Origin of the sequence: Acinetobacter lwoffii (assembly GCF_019343495.1) — a bacterium.
Lineage (GTDB): Bacteria > Pseudomonadota > Gammaproteobacteria > Pseudomonadales > Moraxellaceae > Acinetobacter > Acinetobacter lwoffii_P.
Genome location: NZ_CP072549.1, coordinates 157,188 through 177,230 on the forward strand (window position 1 = coordinate 157,188; position 20,043 = coordinate 177,230).

Annotated in this window: 21 protein-coding genes and 1 tRNA gene; 17 read left to right on the top strand and 5 right to left on the bottom strand. The window is 43.3% G+C overall.

Translation table 11 applies throughout. The features are described from left to right. Window positions 1-154 precede the first annotated feature (154 nt). The 4 genes from pabC (at window position 155) to J7649_RS00760 (ending at window position 3,142) form a co-directional block, all read left to right on the top strand. Entirely contained in the window at window positions 155-967 is an 813-nt protein-coding gene (gene pabC, locus J7649_RS00745; RefSeq protein WP_219308888.1) for an aminodeoxychorismate lyase, read from the top strand. A 1-nt stretch (window position 968) separates the two neighbouring features. Beyond that, complete coding sequence (gene mltG, locus J7649_RS00750) at window positions 969-2,027, top strand: endolytic transglycosylase MltG (RefSeq protein ID WP_219308900.1); 1,059 nt, start codon at window positions 969-971, stop codon at window positions 2,025-2,027. A 2-nt stretch (window positions 2,028-2,029) separates the two neighbouring features. After that, window positions 2,030-2,629 (top strand): dTMP kinase, encoded by a 600-nt coding sequence (tmk, locus tag J7649_RS00755; protein ID WP_004645627.1) that lies wholly within the window; start codon window positions 2,030-2,032, stop codon window positions 2,627-2,629. 96 nt (window positions 2,630-2,725) lie between these two features. Then, a complete protein-coding gene (locus J7649_RS00760; protein WP_219308912.1) occupies window positions 2,726-3,142 on the top strand; it encodes a PaaI family thioesterase in 417 nt (138 codons plus the stop codon). A 108-nt stretch (window positions 3,143-3,250) separates the two neighbouring features. On the opposite strand, the gene nadB is transcribed toward J7649_RS00760, so the two are convergent. After that, window positions 3,251-4,885 (bottom strand): L-aspartate oxidase, encoded by a 1,635-nt coding sequence (gene nadB, locus J7649_RS00765; protein ID WP_219308914.1) that lies wholly within the window; start codon window positions 4,883-4,885, stop codon window positions 3,251-3,253. 230 nt (window positions 4,886-5,115) lie between these two features. Between nadB and J7649_RS00770 the strand changes: the two genes are divergently transcribed. The 11 genes from J7649_RS00770 (at window position 5,116) to J7649_RS00820 (ending at window position 14,447) form a co-directional block, all read left to right on the top strand. Further along, the gene (locus tag J7649_RS00770) at window positions 5,116-6,501 is read left to right on the top strand and encodes a Do family serine endopeptidase (RefSeq protein ID WP_219308916.1); all 1,386 of its coding nucleotides are present in this window, start codon (window positions 5,116-5,118) and stop codon (window positions 6,499-6,501) included. A gap of 120 nt (window positions 6,502-6,621) precedes the next feature. Continuing rightward, on the top strand, window positions 6,622-7,074 hold the full coding sequence (locus J7649_RS00775) for an acyl-CoA thioesterase (protein ID WP_219308918.1): 453 nt from the start codon (window positions 6,622-6,624) through the stop codon (window positions 7,072-7,074). A 250-nt stretch (window positions 7,075-7,324) separates the two neighbouring features. Further along, the gene (gene lepA, locus J7649_RS00780; protein WP_004731667.1) at window positions 7,325-9,142 is read left to right on the top strand and encodes a translation elongation factor 4; all 1,818 of its coding nucleotides are present in this window, start codon (window positions 7,325-7,327) and stop codon (window positions 9,140-9,142) included. Window positions 9,143-9,162: 20 nt separating this feature from the next. Continuing rightward, complete coding sequence (gene lepB / locus J7649_RS00785) at window positions 9,163-9,990, top strand: signal peptidase I (RefSeq protein WP_219308929.1); 828 nt, start codon at window positions 9,163-9,165, stop codon at window positions 9,988-9,990. Between the two features lie 23 nt (window positions 9,991-10,013). Then, window positions 10,014-10,385, top strand: coding sequence for a DUF4845 domain-containing protein (locus J7649_RS00790; RefSeq protein ID WP_004645621.1), 372 nt, complete (start codon window positions 10,014-10,016; stop codon window positions 10,383-10,385). Next, window positions 10,357-11,055: a ribonuclease III gene (rnc, locus tag J7649_RS00795; RefSeq protein ID WP_004279062.1), complete on the top strand. Its 699-nt coding sequence runs from the start codon at window positions 10,357-10,359 to the stop codon at window positions 11,053-11,055. The genes J7649_RS00790 and rnc overlap by 29 nt, the downstream gene beginning before the upstream one ends. Next, a complete protein-coding gene (gene era, locus J7649_RS00800; RefSeq protein WP_004279061.1) occupies window positions 11,055-12,083 on the top strand; it encodes a GTPase Era in 1,029 nt (342 codons plus the stop codon). The genes rnc and era overlap by 1 nt, the downstream gene beginning before the upstream one ends. A gap of 38 nt (window positions 12,084-12,121) precedes the next feature. Then, window positions 12,122-12,319 (top strand): NF038104 family lipoprotein, encoded by a 198-nt coding sequence (locus J7649_RS00805; protein ID WP_005263469.1) that lies wholly within the window; start codon window positions 12,122-12,124, stop codon window positions 12,317-12,319. An 11-nt stretch (window positions 12,320-12,330) separates the two neighbouring features. Next, the gene (recO, locus tag J7649_RS00810) at window positions 12,331-13,041 is read left to right on the top strand and encodes a DNA repair protein RecO (RefSeq protein ID WP_005263466.1); all 711 of its coding nucleotides are present in this window, start codon (window positions 12,331-12,333) and stop codon (window positions 13,039-13,041) included. Between the two features lie 13 nt (window positions 13,042-13,054). Next, window positions 13,055-13,780 (top strand): pyridoxine 5'-phosphate synthase, encoded by a 726-nt coding sequence (gene pdxJ, locus J7649_RS00815; RefSeq protein ID WP_219308931.1) that lies wholly within the window; start codon window positions 13,055-13,057, stop codon window positions 13,778-13,780. Window positions 13,781-13,793: 13 nt separating this feature from the next. After that, on the top strand, window positions 13,794-14,447 hold the full coding sequence (locus tag J7649_RS00820) for a MiaE family protein (RefSeq protein WP_005247503.1): 654 nt from the start codon (window positions 13,794-13,796) through the stop codon (window positions 14,445-14,447). A gap of 196 nt (window positions 14,448-14,643) precedes the next feature. Here the strand turns inward: J7649_RS00820 and J7649_RS00825 are convergent. Beyond that, a tRNA-Asn gene (locus J7649_RS00825) sits at window positions 14,644-14,719 on the bottom strand. 236 nt (window positions 14,720-14,955) lie between these two features. Here J7649_RS00825 and J7649_RS00830 point away from each other — a divergent pair. Further along, complete coding sequence (locus J7649_RS00830) at window positions 14,956-15,411, top strand: hypothetical protein (protein WP_114540896.1); 456 nt, start codon at window positions 14,956-14,958, stop codon at window positions 15,409-15,411. Window positions 15,412-15,447: 36 nt separating this feature from the next. On the opposite strand, the gene J7649_RS00835 is transcribed toward J7649_RS00830, so the two are convergent. Then, complete coding sequence (locus J7649_RS00835) at window positions 15,448-15,885, bottom strand: PaaI family thioesterase (RefSeq protein ID WP_005247499.1); 438 nt, start codon at window positions 15,883-15,885, stop codon at window positions 15,448-15,450. Window positions 15,886-16,149: 264 nt separating this feature from the next. Between J7649_RS00835 and J7649_RS00840 the strand changes: the two genes are divergently transcribed. After that, the gene (locus J7649_RS00840; protein ID WP_228738652.1) at window positions 16,150-17,316 is read left to right on the top strand and encodes an MATE family efflux transporter; all 1,167 of its coding nucleotides are present in this window, start codon (window positions 16,150-16,152) and stop codon (window positions 17,314-17,316) included. Between the two features lie 242 nt (window positions 17,317-17,558). Here J7649_RS00840 and J7649_RS00845 read toward each other — a convergent pair whose 3' ends face one another. Together J7649_RS00845 and map are read right to left on the bottom strand one after the other, a co-directional pair. Next, window positions 17,559-18,794: a pyridoxal phosphate-dependent aminotransferase gene (locus J7649_RS00845; RefSeq protein WP_005103791.1), complete on the bottom strand. Its 1,236-nt coding sequence runs from the start codon at window positions 18,792-18,794 to the stop codon at window positions 17,559-17,561. A gap of 254 nt (window positions 18,795-19,048) precedes the next feature. After that, on the bottom strand, window positions 19,049-19,876 hold the full coding sequence (map, locus tag J7649_RS00850) for a type I methionyl aminopeptidase (RefSeq protein WP_114540898.1): 828 nt from the start codon (window positions 19,874-19,876) through the stop codon (window positions 19,049-19,051). Window positions 19,877-20,043: the final 167 nt, after the last annotated feature.

A 20,043-nucleotide genomic window follows, 5' to 3' on the forward strand; every position in this document is an offset into this window, starting at 1 on the left:
CCTCAAGTTTTTTAGCTTTTGTTAGATGAGGCAAGAATAGCTTGAGTTTTTTTGCATAAAAAATTATTAAAAAAGAATTGGATGTGAGTAAAAGAGATATATAGGTGAAGCCTGAATCTGACTGCTCAATTTTTCATTTTAGAGGCTGCAAAATATGCTGTATTTAAAAAATGCCCAACATGTCAGCCAAATAGATGTGCTGGATCGTGGCTTTCATTATGGTGATGGCTGTTTTACCACGGCCCGGATTCGGCATAATCGGATTGAATTATATGAGCGTCATCTGGCACGTTTGCAAATCAGCAATCAGAAATTAAGCCTGAATGCCAATCTTGATCTGATTGCAGAAAGTTTACAGCTTTTAAGGGAGTCAGAACGTGAGCTGAATGGAACATTAAAAATCGTGCTCAGTCGTGGAGTAGGTCAGCGCGGTTATAGCTTGCCGGATCATCCTGCAGATCTCTGGTTTTTTTATTATCCTCAAAGCGTACAGGATTTTAAGTTTGAGCAGATTCAAAGTGGCATCTTACAGCAGGCATTAGGATTGACGATGCCGAGTCTGGTCGGGCTAAAAACCTTGAACCGTCTAGAGCAGGTTTTGCTGAAACAGGAAGCAGATCAAAGCGGCTGGCCTGAGGCCCTGGTGACAGATGTACAGGGCGGTGTTGTCGAAGGGGTAAGCAGTAATTGTTTCATTCGTATAAACAATACATGGATTACGCCGGAACTTCGTTATAATGGCGTCTTCGGTGTCATGCGTGCAGAAATTCTACAACGTATGCAAGATCAGGGAATTAGCTGTCAGCAACGCTGTATCGATATGGATGAAATCAACCATATTCAAAGCCTGTTTTTCTGCAATGCACTCAGCCCGATGAAAATTGTCACGCAATTTGAGCAGCGAACCTTGGATGGCGATGCTTGTATTGAAATTTTTAACCGTCTTCGATTGAACCAGATGTCTTAATATGTCAGCTTCCAAACCTAAAGCCAAAAAGAAAAATAAAGCGAGATTCTCCTCATCTTTCAAAGGAATTGCCTTGGTCCTGATGGGGATTGCTTTGATCTTGGCGTTGATCCTGAAAAGCAGTTTGTGGAAGGAGTATCCTGTCGAAGGAAAAAAACAGCTGCTCGCGATCGAATCTGGTCAAACCTATTCCGGTTTTATTGATCGTCTGGCCACAGAAGATCAGGTGAGTTTCCCGATCATTCTCAAGCTGTATCAGCGCATCATGATTCATGACACCATGAAAGCGGGCGTGTATGAAGTGCGCCAGGGCATGAGCATCCGTCAGGTCTTGGAGATGATTTCCGATGCAGACAATGCCCAGATGAGCCGGATTCTGGTGATTGAAGGAACGACTTTTAAGCAACTGATTGATGCCCTGAAGAAAAATGATCTGGTCACCAAAGAAGTGCTGCATCTGCCTACTGAGCAATTACTCAAAGAACTGAATATTCCGTTTTCACATCCTGAAGGGCTGTTTGCACCGGATACTTATTTCTTTGCCAAAGGTGAAACTGACCGTAAAATTCTGACCAATCTTTATCAGCGACAGATGAAAGCACTGGATGAGGCGTGGGCGAAACGTGCAACTGATCTGCCATATCAGAATAAATATGACGCGCTGATTATGGCATCGATTATTGAAAAAGAGACCAGTGTAGATCGTGAATTGGAACAGGTTTCTGGGGTATTTGTACGCCGTTTAAAAATTGGCATGCGTTTACAGACCGATCCAACAGTGATTTACGGAATGGGCGATAATTATAATGGCAATATTACCCGTAAAGATTTACGCACACCGACGCCGTATAACACCTATACTATTTCAGGTTTGCCGCCAACGCCAATTGCGTTGCCAAGCAAGAAAGCCATTGAAGCAGCCATGCATCCGGATAATTCTGACAACCTGTATTTTGTCGCTACCGGTAATGGTGGACATAAGTTCACGAGCAATCTTAATGACCACAATAAAGCCGTACAGGAATATCTGACGATTTTACGCTCGAAAAATAGGGAATGAGTATGTTTATTAGCTTTGAAGGCACAGAAGGTGTAGGTAAAACCACGCTCATTCGTTCGATCTATGAAGATTTTATCGCCCAGGGCAAAGATGTTATTTTGACTCGTGAACCCGGTGGAACCCCGATGGCTGAGCAGATTCGCTCGCTGTTGCTGGCTGTGAACCATGAAGAAGCCATGGCGCATGATACCGAGCTGTTATTGATGTATGCAGCGCGTGCCCAGCATCTGGCACAAGTGATTCTGCCTGCATTAGCAGCCGGGAAAATTGTCCTGTGTGACCGTTTTAGCGATGCCAGCTTTGCCTATCAATGTGCAGGTCGGGGTCTGAGCGAAACCAAGTTGCAGTTACTGAATGACCACTTTGTCGCACGCATGCCGGACATCACGTTCTGGTTAGAAGCGCCTATTGAATTGGGGATGAACCGAGCACGTGAACGTGGTGCGCTGGATCGCTTTGAACAGGAAAAAGTCACTTTCTTTGAGAAAGTGAGAGCGGGATATGAAACTTTATGGCAACGTCATCCTGAACGGATCAAACGTCTGGATGCAACTCAAACGCCTGAGCAGGTATTTGAGCAGGCCTTAAGTTATTTAAAATAAGCTTGGAATTAAAATACTTTTTATTTAATTTTTCTCTAGGTTTATCTATGAAGAATCTTCTATATTAAGGCTGATATAGAAGATTTTTTTAATAAGATGAAAACGACCAAAACTGAGATAGAACAATTTTTACAAAAAGAATTTCCGCAAAGTCTGGAGAAGTGCCGGATTGAAGCCGTTTCTCCGCGTGGAGCCACTCTGGTTTATCAGGTGAGATCAGAAGAATTGCGCCCAGGCGGCACAGTTTCTGGCCCAACCATGATGACCTTGGCGGATTTTGCTCTTTATGTCGCCATTCTGGGTGAAATTGGATTGGTCGGTTTGGCCGTGACCACTAACTTGAATATCAATTTTTTACGTAAACCTTCTGGTGGAACGGATATATGGGGAGAATGTAAGCTGATCAAGGTCGGCAAGGCACTGATCGTGGGAGAAGTCTGGATTTATTCGATAGATCATGAAGAACCTGTGGCGCATGTGACCGGAACATATTCAATTCCACCACAACGTTAAATATTTGAAATTAGAAGACTGGCTATAAATAGCCTAAGCTGACTTTGAGCAAATAAAAATCTAAAAAGAAAAGGAGATATCATCCAAGGATGTTATCTCCATCTACTTTTAACAATTCACCAAAGGTGTTTCCACTTCAAAATTTGGTGGGACGAGGACTGTTTTGCGTAGTTCTGGTAGCAGCTCTGGATAATCCAGGGTGAAATGCAGACCGCGAGATTCTTTGCGGTGCATGGCACAGCGTACAATCATGTCGGACACCAGCACCAGATTACGTAACTCAATCAGATTTTTGCTGACCTGGTAATCCTGATAATACTCGGTAATTTCTTTTTTCAGCATTTCAATACGATGTAGCGCACGTTCCAGGCGTTTGGTCGTGCGTACGATTCCGACATAGTTCCACATGGTCTGACGTAGCTCATCCCAGTTTTGCAGAATTACGACATCCTCATCGGGGTTGGTCACCTGAGAATCATCCCAAACTGGGACTACAGGAGCTGGCTGATCGGTCTTAAAATTTTCCTGAATGTGCTTGGCCGCACTCATTCCATAGACAAAACATTCTAAAAGTGAGTTACTGGCCATACGGTTAGCACCATGCAGGCCAGTATAAGAGGTTTCCCCAATTGCATAGAGTCCAGCAATATCAGTCTGACTGTTTTCATCGACCACAACACCACCGCAAGTATAATGGGCTGCCGGAACAACTGGAATCATGTCTTTGGTAATATCGATCCCTAGTTCAAGCAGACGGGCATACAGGGTAGGGAAATGCTCTTTGACAAAGCTTTCATCTTTATGGGTAATGTCCAGCCAGACATGACGTATACCGAGACGCTTGATTTCATAGTCGATAGCACGTGCCACAATATCACGCGGTGCGAGTTCGGCTCGTTCATCAAAACGCAGCATAAAGCGTTCACCATCGGGCAGACGCAGATAAGCGCCTTCACCACGCATTGCTTCAGTGATCAGGAAAGAACGTGCTTGCGGATGATACAGGCAGGTCGGATGAAACTGGTTAAATTCCATATTGGCGACCCGGCAGCCGGCACGATAGGCCATGGCAATACCATCACCGGTGGCAATATCCGGATTTGAGGTGTAAAGATAAGCTTTCATAGCACCGCCACAGGCAAGGGCGGTAAATGGCGCTAAAAAGGTATGCACTTTCTCAGTGTTTTCATCCAGCACATATAAACCCAGCGCACGATTATCGCCGTCTAAACCGAGCTTTTGTGAACAGATCAGGTCAATCGCAATATAATTTTCAAAGATTTTAATATTCTGTTTTTCTTGGGCGCGTTGTACCAAGGTGGTGGAAATGGCACGACCCGTGGCATCGGCCGCATGAATAATTCGGCGCTGTGAATGGCCACCTTCACGGGTGAGATGTAATTGTTCCTGTTCATCGAGGGTAAATTGAACGCCATGTTTCAGCAGGAAATCAACCGAGGGTTTGCCACCTTCTACCGTTTGTTTAACCGCACCCATTTCACATAGCTGTGCGCCTGCAATCATGGTGTCATCAATATGCTGTTCAATCGAATCCATTTCATCCAGTACTGCAGCCACGCCGCCTTGCGCATAAAAAGTGCTGGCATCTGTCAGGGTAGATTTCGCCAAGACTGCAATATTAAAATGATCTGGGAGCGATAAGGCTAAACTTAAACCGGCACCGCCACTGCCCACAATAATGACGTCAAATTGATGGGTAAGGGATAAATTAGACATGTCCATCAGCTAATTTTAAAAAAAGTTTGGTAATAACAGCGCTTTTTTGTACAAAAGGCAAGCGTTGAAGTGCTCATTTATTGATGAAAAAAATTAATCAAAGTCTTAACTTAGGGTTTTGATAATGAGATATTGTCCAGAGCGACGTTTTGAAACATATTATTACTTAAACTTTACAGTGTTTGTGATAAAACCTATTTACATAAATTTATCAACAATTTGAGTGAATAATTTATATGAAAATTCTAGACTTAAAAAAAGGATTATTTGCAGCGACCCTCACCATGAGTGCTGCACAGTTGCAGGCGGTTACGCCGGTTGATTTTTCAAATCTGGTGGAGCAGGTCAGTCCTGCTGTAGTCAGTGTCAATGTCGTTAAAAAAATGAGCGAAGAAGAGCTCTTACAACAACAAGTTCCAGAAATTCTGCGCCGCTTTTTTGGCAATCAGGTGATTATTCCGCAGCAGCGTATGCCACAGGAAAAGACGGGCTATGGCAGTGCATTCTTTATCAGCAAGGATGGTTATCTGCTAACCAATCATCATGTGGTTGAGGAAGCTTCCAAAGTTACAATTACCCTGAATGACCGTCGTGAAATTGATGCCACTGTTGTCGGTAGTGATGCACGAACTGACGTAGCTTTGCTGAAGGTAAATGGTTCGAATTTCCCAGAATTACGGACAGGAGATGTCGGACGCTTACGTGTTGGTGAGCCTGTACTCGCCATTGGTTCGCCATTTGGCTTTGATTATTCCGCTTCTGCTGGAATTGTTAGTGCCAAAATGCGCAACATGATGGGTGAAACTGCAGTACCTTTTATCCAGACCGATGTAGCTCTCAACCCAGGTAATTCCGGTGGCCCTCTGTTTAACCAGCGTGGTGAAGTGGTCGGTGTTAACTCACGGATCTTTAGTGGAACCGGGGGGTATATGGGTTTGTCCTTCTCGATCCCGATTGATGTGGCGATGGAAGTTGCGGATCAATTGAAGAAGAACGGCAAAGTGACGCGTTCATATCTGGGGGTGAGTTTGCAGGATATCGACCGTAACCTGGCTGAATCTTATAATCTGCCTAAGCCTGAAGGTTCCCTGGTGACTCAGGTTGCGCCAAACTCACCGGCTGCACGTGCAGGTCTGCGTGCTAGTGATGTCATCTTAAAATACAACGGTACCCCAATCTCACGTACCAGTGAATTGTTGAACTATCTGAACCGTACTGCACCTCAGCAACAGGTACAACTTGAAATCTTGCGTGATGATAAACGTCGTAGTATTGCAGCGACTTTAAGTGCGGCACCAGATGATACCCCGGCAAAAGCAGGCACACAGGCTCAACCAAGTAAAGGACCAGTGATCGGGGTTTCAATTCGTGACTTAAGTCCAGCAGAGCTGGCGCGGTTAGAAATTAAAGGCGGTGTGGTGATTCAGGATGTACGTCCGGGTGGTATTGCTGCACAGGCACGAATCATGCCGAATGATGTGATCACCCAAATTAATAACCAGACAGTACTGAATTCCAATCAGTTTGTGCAAGAGGTGTCTGAACTGAAAAAGGGTAGCATCGCGCGCGTGACCTTGATTCGTCAGGGTCAACTTGCGGTAGTCGGAATGCGTATCTCATAAGATTGCTAGATTTTCGTGAAAGACCGCTTGTAGAAGCGGTTTTTTATTTTTTGCAATTTACCCGAGCGATAAATTCGGTAGACTCTATAGCCTTAAAATCATGGAAAGGATAAGAGCACAGTGAGCGGTATTTTTGATCTTGCATTAACGGTTCAAACCAAACATATTGATGGATTGGGTCATGTGAACAATGTGATCTATGTGCAATGGATGCAGGATGTCGCATCAGCTCATATTGAAAAGCTGGGTTTGGGACTCAAGCAATATGTGGAGCTGAAACATGCCATGGTCGCGGTTGAGCATCAGGTGCAATATCGCAAGGCGGCTTTTGAAGGCGACGAGATTATTCTGCGCACCTGGCTTAATGATATCAATGCCTTGTATTCATTTAGACAATACGCATTTTATCGACCACAGGATCAGATTCTGTTGTTTACTGGAAGTACCCAATGGGCCTGTATCGAAATGGCCACCGGACGTCCCAAACGCATGTCACCGACATTTACCCAAGCATATCAGCCACTTTCAGAACATATAAATCCTTTTGATTTTTCAATTTTACATCTGGATTAATGAGACAACATTTTCCAGTTTGAGCAGTACATCTGGATAATATTGAGGAAGAAGTGGAGCTGGGGAGCTATTTTCTAATCATGGTGATCCAGATTTCATCTGACTGAGGTGTACGCGACCTAGGGAATAAAGGAAAAAATATAATTCTTTTTCTAGATCACCATTCTGCTATAATCCTTCGCAATTTCTATTCGGCTTTTGTTATGTAATATTTTTAAATTACATAGCGTGTTTTTTCTCAAGGTAACCCATGGCGCAAGCTAAAAAATCTGTTGATATTAAAAACATTCGTAACTTCTCGATTATTGCGCACATTGACCACGGTAAATCGACTCTAGCGGATCGATTTATTCAAACTTGTGGCGGCTTGCAAGATCGTGAAATGCAGGCTCAAGTCCTTGACTCAATGGAGCTTGAGCGCGAACGTGGGATTACCATTAAAGCCACTTCGGTAACCTTGTACTATACTCATCCCAACGGTCAAGAGTATCAGTTGAACTTTATTGATACGCCGGGACACGTCGACTTCTCGTATGAAGTATCACGCTCGCTTGCTGCCTGTGAAGGTGCCTTGCTGGTGGTAGATGCAGCGCAGGGCGTAGAAGCACAGTCTGTTGCCAATTGCTATACCGCAATTGAACAAGGTCTGGAAGTACTTCCGGTACTAAACAAGATTGACTTGCCGCAAGCCGAACCTGAACGTGTGATTCAGGAAATTGAAGACATCATCGGGATTGAAGCCACAGAAGCGCCGACCTGTTCTGCAAAAACAGGTTTAGGTATTGAAGGTGTGCTTGAAACACTGGTCAATGTAATTCCTGCACCTGAGGGGGATCGCGAAGCGCCGTTACAAGCGCTGATTGTGGATTCTTGGTTTGATAACTACCTGGGTGTGGTTTCTCTGGTTCGGGTCAAGCAAGGTCGTGTGCGTAAAGGCGACAAAATGTTGATTAAATCAACAGGTCAAACGCACATCATTACTTCTGTGGGTATCTTTAACCCGAAACATACTGAAACCGGTATGCTGGAAGCGGGTGAAGTTGGCTTTGTGATTGCAGGTATTAAAGATATTTTCGGTGCACCGGTCGGTGATACGATTACTCTGGCAGCGACACCTGAAGTGGCAACATTACCGGGCTTTAAAAAGGTGAAACCGCAGGTTTATGCCGGTTTATTCCCAATTGATGCCAGCGATTTTGAACCTTTCCGTGAAGCATTGCATAAGCTACAAATTAATGACTCGGCCTTGTTCTTTGAACCTGAAAGTTCAGATGCACTCGGGTTTGGTTTCCGCTGTGGCTTCTTGGGCATGCTGCACATGGAGATCGTACAAGAACGTCTGGAACGCGAATACGATCTTGACCTGATTTCTTCTGCGCCAACTGTAATTTATGAAGCGGTGATGAAGAATGGTCAGACGATTTATATCGACAGTCCATCCAAAATGCCGGATGGTTCAACCGTTGAAGATCTGCGTGAACCGATTGCTGAATGTCATATTCTGGTACCGCAAGAATACTTGGGTAACGTCATGACGTTATGTGTTGAGCGCCGTGGTGTGCAAAAAGACATGAAGTTTATGGCGAATCAGGTTTCCATTACTTTCGAAATTCCAATGGCCGAAGTGGTCATGGACTTCTTTGATAAATTGAAGTCTTGTTCACGTGGTTTTGCATCACTGGACTATAACTTTGTCCGTTTTGAAAGCTCATCTTTAGTCAAAGTAGATGTCTTGATCAATGGGGAAAAAGTCGATGCCTTGGCGATGATCTGTCACCGTAATGATGCACGTCATCGTGGTATTGCGCTGGTTGAAAAAATGAAAGACCTGATTCCACGTCAAATGTTTGATGTGGCGATTCAGGCTGCAATTGGTGCACAAATCATTGCCCGTTCGACTGTAAAAGCGATGCGTAAAAACGTATTGGCGAAGTGTTATGGTGGTGACGTGTCACGTAAGAAAAAACTTCTGTCTAAACAGAAAGAAGGTAAGAAACGCATGAAACAGGTGGGTAGTGTAGAAATCCCGCAAGAAGCGTTCTTAGCCGTATTAAAAGTCGAACGCTAAAATAATAAGGATATAAGCCCATGGATTTTGATTTTAATTTGATTCTTGTGCCTGCGACCCTGTTTTTTGTTGCAGTGTGGTTGCTAGACAAGTTTGTTTTGAAACAAAGACAAACCCGAGGCAAAGGCCATGAGAATTTCATTATCACCTGGGCTTATGACTTTTGGCCGGTACTGACGATTGTGCTGGTACTGCGTTCGTTTTTATATGAACCTTTTAATATTCCATCCGATTCGATGGTGCCGACGCTGGAAACCGGTGATTTTATTCTGGTGAATAAATTTGACTATGGCATCAAACTGCCTATGGTCAATACCAAAATTATTGATACCGGCAGTCCAGAACGTGGTGATGTAGCGGTATTTCGTTATCCACCGCAACCGACTATCAGTTATATCAAGCGTATTGTCGGCTTGCCAGGCGATCATATTGTTTATGATCATGGCCAGTTGAGCATTAATGGTGAAAAAGTAGCGAAAGTTCCAGTAGAATTTAGCCGCGAAAAAGACCGTTTAGATACACCGACAGCTATTTATCATAAAGAAACCCTGGGCGAGCATACTTTTACCATGCGTGAGCTGGAAGGGGTGAATGTTGCTCGTCAGGCACCTTATATTAACTATCTGGAAAATGGTAAATATTCAGGTGAAAATGGTTTATATTGGGAAGTGAAAGTACCAGAAGGTCATTACTTTGCGATGGGGGATAATCGCGATCAGAGTGCTGACAGTCGTTTCTGGGGGCTTGTTCCGGAAGAAAACTTAACAGGTCGTGCCTTCTATATCTGGATGCATAAAGAACCTGGCTTTAAATTGCCATCGTTTGGTCGAAACGGAACAATCGATTAATTGTTTCAATCAGGAAAATAAAAATGAGACATCAACAAGGTGCTTCTTATATTGGGGTTTTAATTGCAATCGTGGGCTTTGCATTTCTTGCAAAAGTGGCGATTGCGGTGTGGGGACCATACTTCGATGATCGTATGGTCGATGGTGAGATTGAGGCGCTGTTAAAAAGTGCTCCAGCCAATATAACGCCAGAAACATTCCGTCAACAGATGAGTCAGCGTTTAGAAATGAATAATATTCGTGATCTAAAGTTTGACGAAATTGCCAAAGTTACCAATACCGATGGTTTACAGGTGCACAAGAATTATGAAATTCGTAAAAATTTCATAATGAATATCGATTTAGTGATGAAGTTTGAGAAAGAGTTTGATCAAAGCACAGTCAAAGCTAAATGATGAACGTCTTGCCAAACGGATCGGCTATCAGTTTAAACAGGCTGATTTGCTGAAACTGGCATTGACTCATCGTTCAGTCAGTCATAAACACAACTACGAGCGCCTGGAATTTCTGGGCGATTCTCTTTTAGGGATGATCATTGCGAATTATCTTTTTAATGCCTATCCAAGCGAAAATGAAGGCCGGTTGACGCGTATGCGTGCGACCTTGGTTCGTCAGGAAGCATTAGGAAAAATCGCCAATGATTTAAAACTGAGCCAGAATTTAATTCTCAGTACCGGTGAATTGAAATCTGGTGGTCATCATCGTGAGTCTATACTGGCAGATACGGTAGAAGCTATTATTGGTGCAATCTATGTCGACTGCGGTGATCTCACTGTGCTAGAACCGATTGTGTTAAAATGGTACGAGCCATATTTAGATCATATTGAGCCGACAGATCAGCTTAAAGATCCTAAATCTCGCTTACAAGAGTATTTACAAGCACGTAAGAAACCTCTCCCAGTTTACGAGGTTGTAGATATTCAAGGTGATGCACCCAATCAGCATTTTAAAGTGGAATGCCAGATTGCGGGATTGCCGACCATGCAAGGCGAAGGCGCGAGCCGGCGTTTTGCTGAACAAGCCGTTGCGGCGGATATTTTGAAACTTTTGGAGCATAAGTCTTAATGACTACTCATTCCGATCACATTGATGCTGATCACGAGTCGCAAAGCGACAGTCACGACCTTATTAGTCAATTTTTTAGTGCACAAGGCACCGAGATCCCATCGGATTATCGTAGTGGTTTTGTTGCCATTGTAGGTCGCCCGAATGTGGGTAAATCTACCTTAATGAACCATATTCTGGGTCAAAAACTTTCGATTACCTCACGTAAACCACAAACTACACGTCATAAAATCGTGGGGATTGATTCACGTGAAAAATCTCAGGCGGTATTTGTCGATACACCGGGGATGCATAAAAAAGAAGTCCGTGCCATCAATAAAATGATGAACCGTGCGGCACATTCGGCTTTACGCGATGTGAACCTGGTTTTATTCGTAGTGGATGCACAAAAGTGGACGCCAAATGATGACCTGGTTCTGGAAAAGCTGAAAAATGCTGAAATGCCAGTGATTCTGGTGATCAACAAGCTCGATACTTTTGAAAACAAGAACGAAGCTTTGCCGCTGATTCGTGAACGCGAAAAGCTGATGAACTTTGCGGAAATCGTACCGGTATCTGCGCTTCGTGGTGCCAATCTTGAACATTTACGTGACACGATTGCCAAGTATCTTCCGTTCCAGCCACCACTATACTCACTGGATCAACTGACCGATCGTTCAGAGCGTTTCCTGGCGTCTGAAATTATCCGTGAAAAGATCATGCGTCAGCTGGGTGAAGAGCTTCCATACGATTTGACCGTTCAGATCGAATCATTCAAAACTGAAGAGCCGGTCTTGAATGAAAAAACGGGTCGTATGAAAGCTGCCTGTACCTATATTGATGCCACGATTTTTGTCGATCGTCCGAGCCAAAAAGCCATTGTGATTGGCGAGAAAGGTGTCAAACTGAAGAAAATCGGTATGGATGCGCGTCTCGACATGGAAAAAATGTTCGAGCAAAAAATCATGCTAACCCTTTGGGTGAAAGTCAAAGGTGGCTGGTCTGATGATGAGCGTGCATTAAAAAGCTTAGGTTATAGTGATATCTAAGCGATAAAAATTTGTAAGACCCTTTAAGGAATGCCGTGATGATAAAAGTGTTAGCAGTAGTTGTATGTGTTTTATTCCTGCAAGGCTGTATTCATAAAGTGGTCACGGTTCCTGTCAAGGTGGCTTATAAAACCACAAAAGTCGCAGTCAAAGGTACTGCGGCTGTTGTGGGTGCAGTGATCCCGGATGGGGATGACGAAGAAGATGATAAAAAATCAAAAAAAGATAAGGATTAAAGTACCCGCTTATGCGTAATGAAGTACTGCATGGCTATTTGATTCATCATCGTAAGTACCGTGAACGCAGTCATATTGTGCATTTATTTACCCAAGAATATGGCAGGGTAGATGGTATTCTCAGGCAAATGCCACCACCACAGTATCAGCCCATTCGCTTGCAGGCTTCAGGTAAATCCGAACTCAAAAATTTTACTAAACTGGAAATTGTCAATCAGCCGATTTTCTTTTTTGGCGATGCCTTTTTCTCGGGTTTTTATTTGAATGAAATCCTGTTACGGCTATGTCCTTTAGAAGTCGAAATGCCGCAAACTTTTGCCAAATATGCTGAGACCTTGACTGCATTACAGCAATTATCCGCACAATCCAATCCAAATTTATATTTAAAACAGATCTTGCGTCAGTTTGAGCATGTTCTGCTAGAAGAACTCGGTTATGGTCTGGATTTTTCAGTAGATGCCAATCAGGTGCAGATTAATCCTGAGCAACATTATTATTTTCAGCTCAATGCTGGCTTTATGCCATCGGCTAAGGCCTTGCGCTCCACTATGTCTGGTCAACAGATTTTAAGTATGTTGACGCATGAAAATGGTGGGGATTTTAATCCGGAACAGTTACAATTACTGACGAAACTATATCGACAGGTGATCACGGCTTTGCTCGGTGATCGACCATTAAAGAGTCGACAACTCTGGATTCAAAACTCTCAATCTCAATCGTAGTTAGGAAAAGATTATGGCTGCATTACTTGGTGTCAATATTGACCATGTCGCAACATTAAGACAAGCACGTGGTACGACGTACCCAGACCCAGTCAATGCTGCATTGATCTGCGAACAGGCAGGGGCAGAAGGCATTACCTTGCACTTGCGTGAAGACCGTCGTCACATTCAGGATGACGATGTACGTCGTATGGGTCCTGCGTTAAAAACCCGTATGAATCTTGAGTTGGCAGTGACTGATGAAATGATCGCCTTTGCCAAGGAAATCAAGCCTCAGCATGTTTGCTTTGTGCCTGAAAAACGTCAGGAAGTGACCACTGAGGGTGGTTTGGATGTCGTGGGTAATTTTGATGCTGTAAAAGCAGCAACTCAAGAGCTGGCAGCTATTGGTTGTGATGTATCTTTATTTATTGATGCTGATTTTGCACAAATTGATGCAGCAGTTGCTTGTGGTGCACCGACGATTGAGATTCACACAGGCGCCTATGCCGATGCAGAAACTCCAGAAGCGCAACAAGCGGAACTTGAACGCATTGTGAAAGGTGTAGAGTATGCAGCTGCCAAAGGTCTGGTGGTCAATGCAGGCCATGGTTTAAATCTGGATAACGTGATGCCAATCGCCGCGATTCCACAGATTCATGAGCTCAATATTGGTCATTCTTTAATTGCGGATGCGGTATTTGTCGGTCTGGCACAAGCTGTTCAGCAAATGAAAGCCGTGATTAAGTCAGCGCGTTAAGATTAGAGTAATTATGTCGAATATTAATTATGATGAACTGATGCAGCCGGTGATTGCGTTCCTCGGTTGTGAAACACCACAAGCATGGCTGGATATGGCAGTCGAAAATCTTGAAATCTTAATGCAAGATCATGCCAACTGTGAAAAAAAAGCAGCCAGCACGGCCATGAACCTGATGTTCCGCTATAGTTATTTTGTTGATCTACAGGTAAAGCTTGCACAGCTGGTGCGTGAAGAAATGCTGCATTATGAGCAAGTACTTGAATTGATGAACAAGCGCGGTCAGGCTTGGCAGAACTTGAGTGCAGGGCGTTATGCCGGTGGTTTGCGTAAGGAAATCCGGACTTTTGAACCTGAAGCCTTGATTGATGTCTTGGTGATTGGTGCCTTTGTAGAAGCGCGTTCCTGTGAGCGTTTTTACGCGCTTGCTTCGCGTGTTGATGATGAATTGGCACGTTACTACCGCTACCTGCTCAAGTCCGAATCTCGCCATTTTGAAGACTATCTGGCTTTGGCGATGGATGTGGCTACCACAGCGAAACTGAAAAATCCGAAAGAGGATATTCAGGAGCGAATCCTGCATATTCGTGAAGTTGAAAAACAGCTAATTCTCACGCCTGATGAAACTTTCCGTTTTCATAGCGGTGTTCCGGCTCAAGCGGCTTAATCTCGGTGACAGCTTAAAAATCCTCCATCTATGGGGGATTTTTTATATCTCGAAATTTTAAAAGAGGGGTATTTATATATCGAGTTTTATGAGGGATTGAAAATAATTATTCATTTTAAATAGTTGAAAATAACAAGCCGTCAAATTTTAAGATAATAAAAAAGCCCACTTCATGATGAGTGGGCTTTCTTGAATTTGGCTCTCCAACCTGGGCTCGAACCAGGGACCTGCGGATTAACAGTCCGTCGCTCTACCGACTGAGCTATTGGAGAATCTGAAAGCGATTATAGAGAGATTTTGACAGGGGTCAAGCAAAAATTATCATATTTATTATAAATACAGCTTGTCTGTTTTTAATTTAGGCAATTGCATAAATTTCACGAAAAATACTTGTCAGAATAAATTTCACTTGCTAGATTAAAACCATAAAGTCGTTTGACCAAATGGTCAAACAGTGTGGATTTAAACCTACTTGCCAGCACAAAAATGGCTAAACCGGAGACAGCGAATGAATACGCTCAGCATCCCTCAAATTTTCTCTCAACTGGCTTATTATCAAGAAAACTATCTGCAAATTATTGCTGATCCTGCACAGTATTATATCCCGGTTAAAGACGCTCATATCACGCTATGGCCCTTGGCGCAAAAATCACTTTATTTAGGTGATTTGCTGCAATTATGGTTTGCAGAAAAATGGTTGGTAGAAACTGAACGTCAATTTAACTTTGAAGTTTTCCTGAATGCAGACTATCTGAAAGAGCAAGGCAAAGACCTTTATATCTATGCCATTTCTGGCAATCTTTTGACAGGTACTAATCAGTCTAAAGCGTGGCAAGCCTCAACAACACAAACACAAGATGTGGAATTAGCCAATGTTTCCAAGCATTATTTTGAGTTTCAAGGCTTAACTCGACCACGCTTGTCATTTGTTAAAGCAGGGCAGGCGAAAAGTAATATTATTTAAATGAAGTGTCTGATGAATTGTACAGGCTACCAATATTCATTCAGTCCGAATAATCATACAGGTCGCAGTGGCATGAGCATACAGGCGACCTTCTTCATCCAGAATCTGACCTTCAGAAATACCTAAATTTCTACTGAGATTAATTGATTTTCCTACGGCTTTCAGTGGCTGATTCTGAGGTATGGGGCGGCACATCTTTACATTCAGATCAATGGTGCCATAACCGACACCTGCTTCAAGTAAAGTATGAATCGCGCAGCCTGTCACGGTATCCAAAACGGTTGCAGCAAAACCACCATGGACGCCGCCAAGCGGATTTAAATGTCGATGATCAGCTTTTACCTTAAATTCTACATGTCCGCTTTTAATCACTGCTGGTTGCATCGACATGGTTTCGCTAATACTTGGGGCCGGGATTTTTTCATCACGCATCGCTTCCAGTAATGCTAAACCGCTCATTTCTTTTGGGTTCATTGTAATTTTCCTGTCATTATTCTTGAGTTGTTGAGATTTAATTCAAAATTGTGACATCGATAATAGCAATCTGGTATAGGAATGGCGGATTATTTTGTAAGAAGTACATTGCCTGCACCTGAGTAAAGTCATTTTTATAAAAAATAAGAAATAGAATGAGTTATGGCAGGATACTGGTATACATTTCTAATGAAATATCTCAGATCTAAATAATCTGCTAAAAAACGAATCTTATAAAAGAATTAAAAATCGAGTGATAGGGTAATGAAAAAGTTTCTGCATCTTTGGGTGCCTATTTTTCTCAGTAATGCCATTATTATGCTAAGTAGTTTGTTCGACATGATTTTTCTATCACATTTTTCACCTCAGCATGTGGCTGCATTGGCAGTCTGTTTGTCTGTTTATTCTTTGTGCTTTGTGACGGGTATTGGGGTGTTACAGGGCATGATGCAAGAGTTGGCAGAAGCCAATGGACGTCAGGATTATGCGGACATCCAACGTATTGTGAAGCAAAGTATTTTGATTATACTGGTGATTTCTGCTGTTGCGATGTACTTGTTTAATCATGTGACTCCTTTGCTTGATTTTTTAAAGGCAGATGCGGCCTTACAGACATTGATTGTGCCATGTCTGTGGCTATTGGCTTGGACGATTCCAGCACATTTATTGTTGCGTATTTTATATATTTTAACCCAAGCCTGTGGGCAGGCTAAGCGCGTGTTCTACGCCAATATGATCTATTTACTACTCAAAGTGGCTTTGGCTTATGTCTTGATTTATGGCATTGAGGGTTATGTTGCAAGCTATGGGGTTGAAGGTGCATTCATAGCACATTTGATTGTGCAGTGGGTACTGTTGTTTGTTTACTATTTTTTCTTCCTTGAGCATAAGTTAAAGATCCAGTGGTCTGGTGTTTTCTTTCACTGGCAGACTTTGTGGAAAATTTTAAAAATTGGATTGCCCAATGCGGTGGTGACTTTTGTGGATGTATTTGCCATCAGCGCGATTGCTTTGCTGATCTTGCCTTTGGGTGACATTGTTGTGAATGCACATCAGGTGATGCTTGGTTTATTGGGCTTGATGTTTATGTTGCCGATGTCGATGGCATCCGCCTTCGGTATTTTGGTGTCGACTAAAATCGGTGCGGAGCAGATTGATGCTGCATGGCAACTCAGTAAGCGGGCACTGATGGCTGTGATGTTAATAGCTATCGTTGTTGTGTTGACTATTTGGGGCTTAGATAGTTGGATTGTAGGGTTATTTAGCAATGATGCGCAGGTGCTTGCATTAGCCTTGGCATCGATCTTGTTAATGTGTTGGATGCATATCTTTGATGAGCTACTGGTGATTAGTTTGGCAATGCTACGTTGCTGGCGAGAATTGTCAGACCGATGTTTATTTTTATCAGTACGGTGCTGGTCGTGGGCTTAGGTGGTGGTTGGTATGTGGCGTATCATCCAATGACACTGTTCAATTGGCAAAGCAATGCATTAGGGATTCATGGGTTTTGGTGGATGTTGAGTATTGCGTACACGATTGCAGCAAGTCTATGTTTTGTTTGTTTGCTCATTAAATACTTGAGCTATAAGCGAATACGACTCACTGTTTAATACATGTTGAAGAACATAAAAAAACCCGCGAAACTCGCGGGTTTTTTTATCTAGCAAGTTAGATTATTTTGCAGCTTTTTCAGCTTCGATTGAAGCAATCGCAGCGTCAACGCCTTCGATTGAATCAGCCGCTTTCTTGATGCGTGCAAGTGCATCCACCAGTACTTCGTCAGCAGTAGCGTAAGAGATGCGCATGAAACCGCCAAGACCGAATGCATCGCCAGGAACCACTGCAACGCCAGTCTCTTCCAGTAACCATGCAGAGAATTCTGTGCAAGATTTAAGACCTTTGGCACGAATCAACGGTTTGATGTTGGCATATGCATAGAATGCGCCATCAGCAGGCAAGCAAGAAATACCGTGAATGTCATTCAAGCCTTTCACAACTAGGTCATGGCGACGTTTGAATGCTTCAATCATTGGCTCAAGTACATCTTGAGGACCATTCAAGGCAGCTTCAGCAGCAACTTGCGAAATTGAAGTTGGGTTTGAAGTCGATTGAGACTGGATCTTCTTCATTGCACCAATAAGTTTAGCAGGGCCCGCTGCGTAGCCGATACGCCAGCCAGTCATTGCATAGGCTTTAGATACACCGTTTAATACGATAGTACGGTCATAAAGGTCTGGTGCAACTGTTGCGATGTTGTAGAACTCGTCATCCCAACGGATTGGTTCGTACATATCATCAGATGCGATAAATACTTCTGGGTATTTACGCAGTACGTCAGCCAGCGCTTCAAGCTCAGCTTTAGTGTAGATCATACCTGTAGGGTTAGACGGGCTGTTCAATACTACTAGACGTGTTTTGTCAGTGATTGCAGCTTCTAATTGTTCAGGGGTGATTTTGAAACGTTGTTCTTCACCACATTTCACAATAACAGGAACACCTTCAGCGATGATCACCATGTCCGGGTAGCTTACCCAGAAAGGTGCAGGAATAATCACTTCATCACCTTTGTTTAACAAAGCAAGTGCCAAGTTAAAGAATGATTGCTTACCACCACAAGAAACCAGAATCTGGTTTGCTGCATAGTCTAGGTTATTGTCGCGTTTGAATTTAGCAATAATGGCTTTTTTAAGACCTGGCGTACCGTCAACAGCGGTGTATTTGGTGAAACCGTTGTTAATCGCTGCAATTGCTGCATCTTTGATGTGTTGAGGGGTATCAAAATCTGGTTCACCTGCGCCCAAACCAATCACGTTGTGACCTGCAGCTTTTAATTCAGCAGCTTTGTTGGTCACAGCAAGCGTAGGGGACGGTTTGATGGCATTCACACGATCAGAGAGACGTACGTCCACGGCAGTATTCCTTCTTATAGGGATTAAAAAATAAAAAGCACATTATCTTAGCCTAAAATGGTGCAGATAGGGCAAAAGAATTTGGAAAACTTTAAGGAAAAAATGGTGTATTGGCCGAACTTTATCTTGAATTTCGATATGCTCGGAGCAGGAGAGAAGAGACTTGTTACATCTCGGTCATGCATATGAATGCATGAAATATAAAATAAAAATGGCCACTTTAAAGTGACCATTTTGTGTTGTTGATATTGTGGTTACGCACTAAAGCGTGACAAATCTTCGTCCGGGCGTGCGGTTAAAATTTCCGCGCCGGTTTTAGTCACTAGAATTGTATGTTCATATTGTGCTGACAATGAGTGATCTTTGGTGACCACTGTCCATTTATCACCGAGTAATTTGGTTTTCCAGTCACCGCCATTGACCATTGGTTCAATGGTAAAGGTCATACCTTCTTCAAGCACCATGCCAGTATCTGGTTGACCATAATGCAGCACTTGCGGTTCGTCATGGAAAGTTGTACCAATACCGTGACCACAATATTCACGTACCACGCCAAAACGCTCGGATTCAACATACTGCTGAATGGCATGACCAATATCGCCAATGGTTGAACCTGGTTTTACAGTTTCAATACCCCGGTACATGGCTTCTTGCGCTACCTTACATAGACGGTTGGCAAGGATCGTGGTTTCACCACCCACGATGTACATCATGTTGGTGTCACCATGATAGCCATCTTTAATCACGGTCACATCAATGTTCAGGATGTCGCCTTTTTTCAATTTTTTACTGTCTGATGGAATGCCGTGACACACCACATGGTTCACAGAAGTACAAATGGTATGTTGGAAGGCAGGTCGACCCGGTGCAGCGCCATAGCCTAAGCATGCAGGAATCGCCTGTTGTTGATTGACAATATAGTCATGACAAATCGTATCAAGTTCCAGAGTGGTGACACCCGGAACAATATGCGGTTTGATCATATCCAAAACTTCTGCCGCCAGTCGCCCTGCCACACGCATTTTTTCAATTTCGTCAGGGGTTTTGATGAGTCGACGTGGAGCTTGGTAAGTGTTGTTCATGATCTCTAAAAACTTTTGGAAATTTGTGTGTGACTATGGTATAAATAGCCGCCCATTTTATCAAATGCTTTTTCGTGAATAAATTTCACGGGCTTTGTGCGATGAGGCAAAAAATCCGCACATATATCGACACATTACTCTGGGTGCCCTTTAGGGTGGAGAATGCG

Bases quoted from the DNA above. Each gene is read 5' to 3' on its own strand.
- pabC (WP_219308888.1), top strand. From the start codon at position 155: ATGCTGTATTTAAAAAATGCCCAACATGTCAGCCAAATAGATGTGCTG.
- mltG (WP_219308900.1), top strand. From the start codon at position 969: ATGTCAGCTTCCAAACCTAAAGCCAAAAAGAAAAATAAAGCGAGATTC.
- tmk (WP_004645627.1), top strand. From the start codon at position 2,030: ATGTTTATTAGCTTTGAAGGCACAGAAGGTGTAGGTAAAACCACGCTC.
- J7649_RS00760 (WP_219308912.1), top strand. From the start codon at position 2,726: ATGAAAACGACCAAAACTGAGATAGAACAATTTTTACAAAAAGAATTT.
- nadB (WP_219308914.1), bottom strand. From the start codon at position 4,885: ATGGACATGTCTAATTTATCCCTTACCCATCAATTTGACGTCATTATT.
- J7649_RS00770 (WP_219308916.1), top strand. From the start codon at position 5,116: ATGAAAATTCTAGACTTAAAAAAAGGATTATTTGCAGCGACCCTCACC.
- lepA (WP_004731667.1), top strand. From the start codon at position 7,325: ATGGCGCAAGCTAAAAAATCTGTTGATATTAAAAACATTCGTAACTTC.
- lepB (WP_219308929.1), top strand. From the start codon at position 9,163: ATGGATTTTGATTTTAATTTGATTCTTGTGCCTGCGACCCTGTTTTTT.
- J7649_RS00790 (WP_004645621.1), top strand. From the start codon at position 10,014: ATGAGACATCAACAAGGTGCTTCTTATATTGGGGTTTTAATTGCAATC.
- era (WP_004279061.1), top strand. From the start codon at position 11,055: ATGACTACTCATTCCGATCACATTGATGCTGATCACGAGTCGCAAAGC.
- J7649_RS00805 (WP_005263469.1), top strand. From the start codon at position 12,122: ATGATAAAAGTGTTAGCAGTAGTTGTATGTGTTTTATTCCTGCAAGGC.
- recO (WP_005263466.1), top strand. From the start codon at position 12,331: ATGCGTAATGAAGTACTGCATGGCTATTTGATTCATCATCGTAAGTAC.
- pdxJ (WP_219308931.1), top strand. From the start codon at position 13,055: ATGGCTGCATTACTTGGTGTCAATATTGACCATGTCGCAACATTAAGA.
- J7649_RS00820 (WP_005247503.1), top strand. From the start codon at position 13,794: ATGTCGAATATTAATTATGATGAACTGATGCAGCCGGTGATTGCGTTC.
- J7649_RS00830 (WP_114540896.1), top strand. From the start codon at position 14,956: ATGAATACGCTCAGCATCCCTCAAATTTTCTCTCAACTGGCTTATTAT.
- J7649_RS00835 (WP_005247499.1), bottom strand. From the start codon at position 15,885: ATGAACCCAAAAGAAATGAGCGGTTTAGCATTACTGGAAGCGATGCGT.
- J7649_RS00840 (WP_228738652.1), top strand. From the start codon at position 16,150: ATGAAAAAGTTTCTGCATCTTTGGGTGCCTATTTTTCTCAGTAATGCC.
- map (WP_114540898.1), bottom strand. From the start codon at position 19,876: ATGAACAACACTTACCAAGCTCCACGTCGACTCATCAAAACCCCTGAC.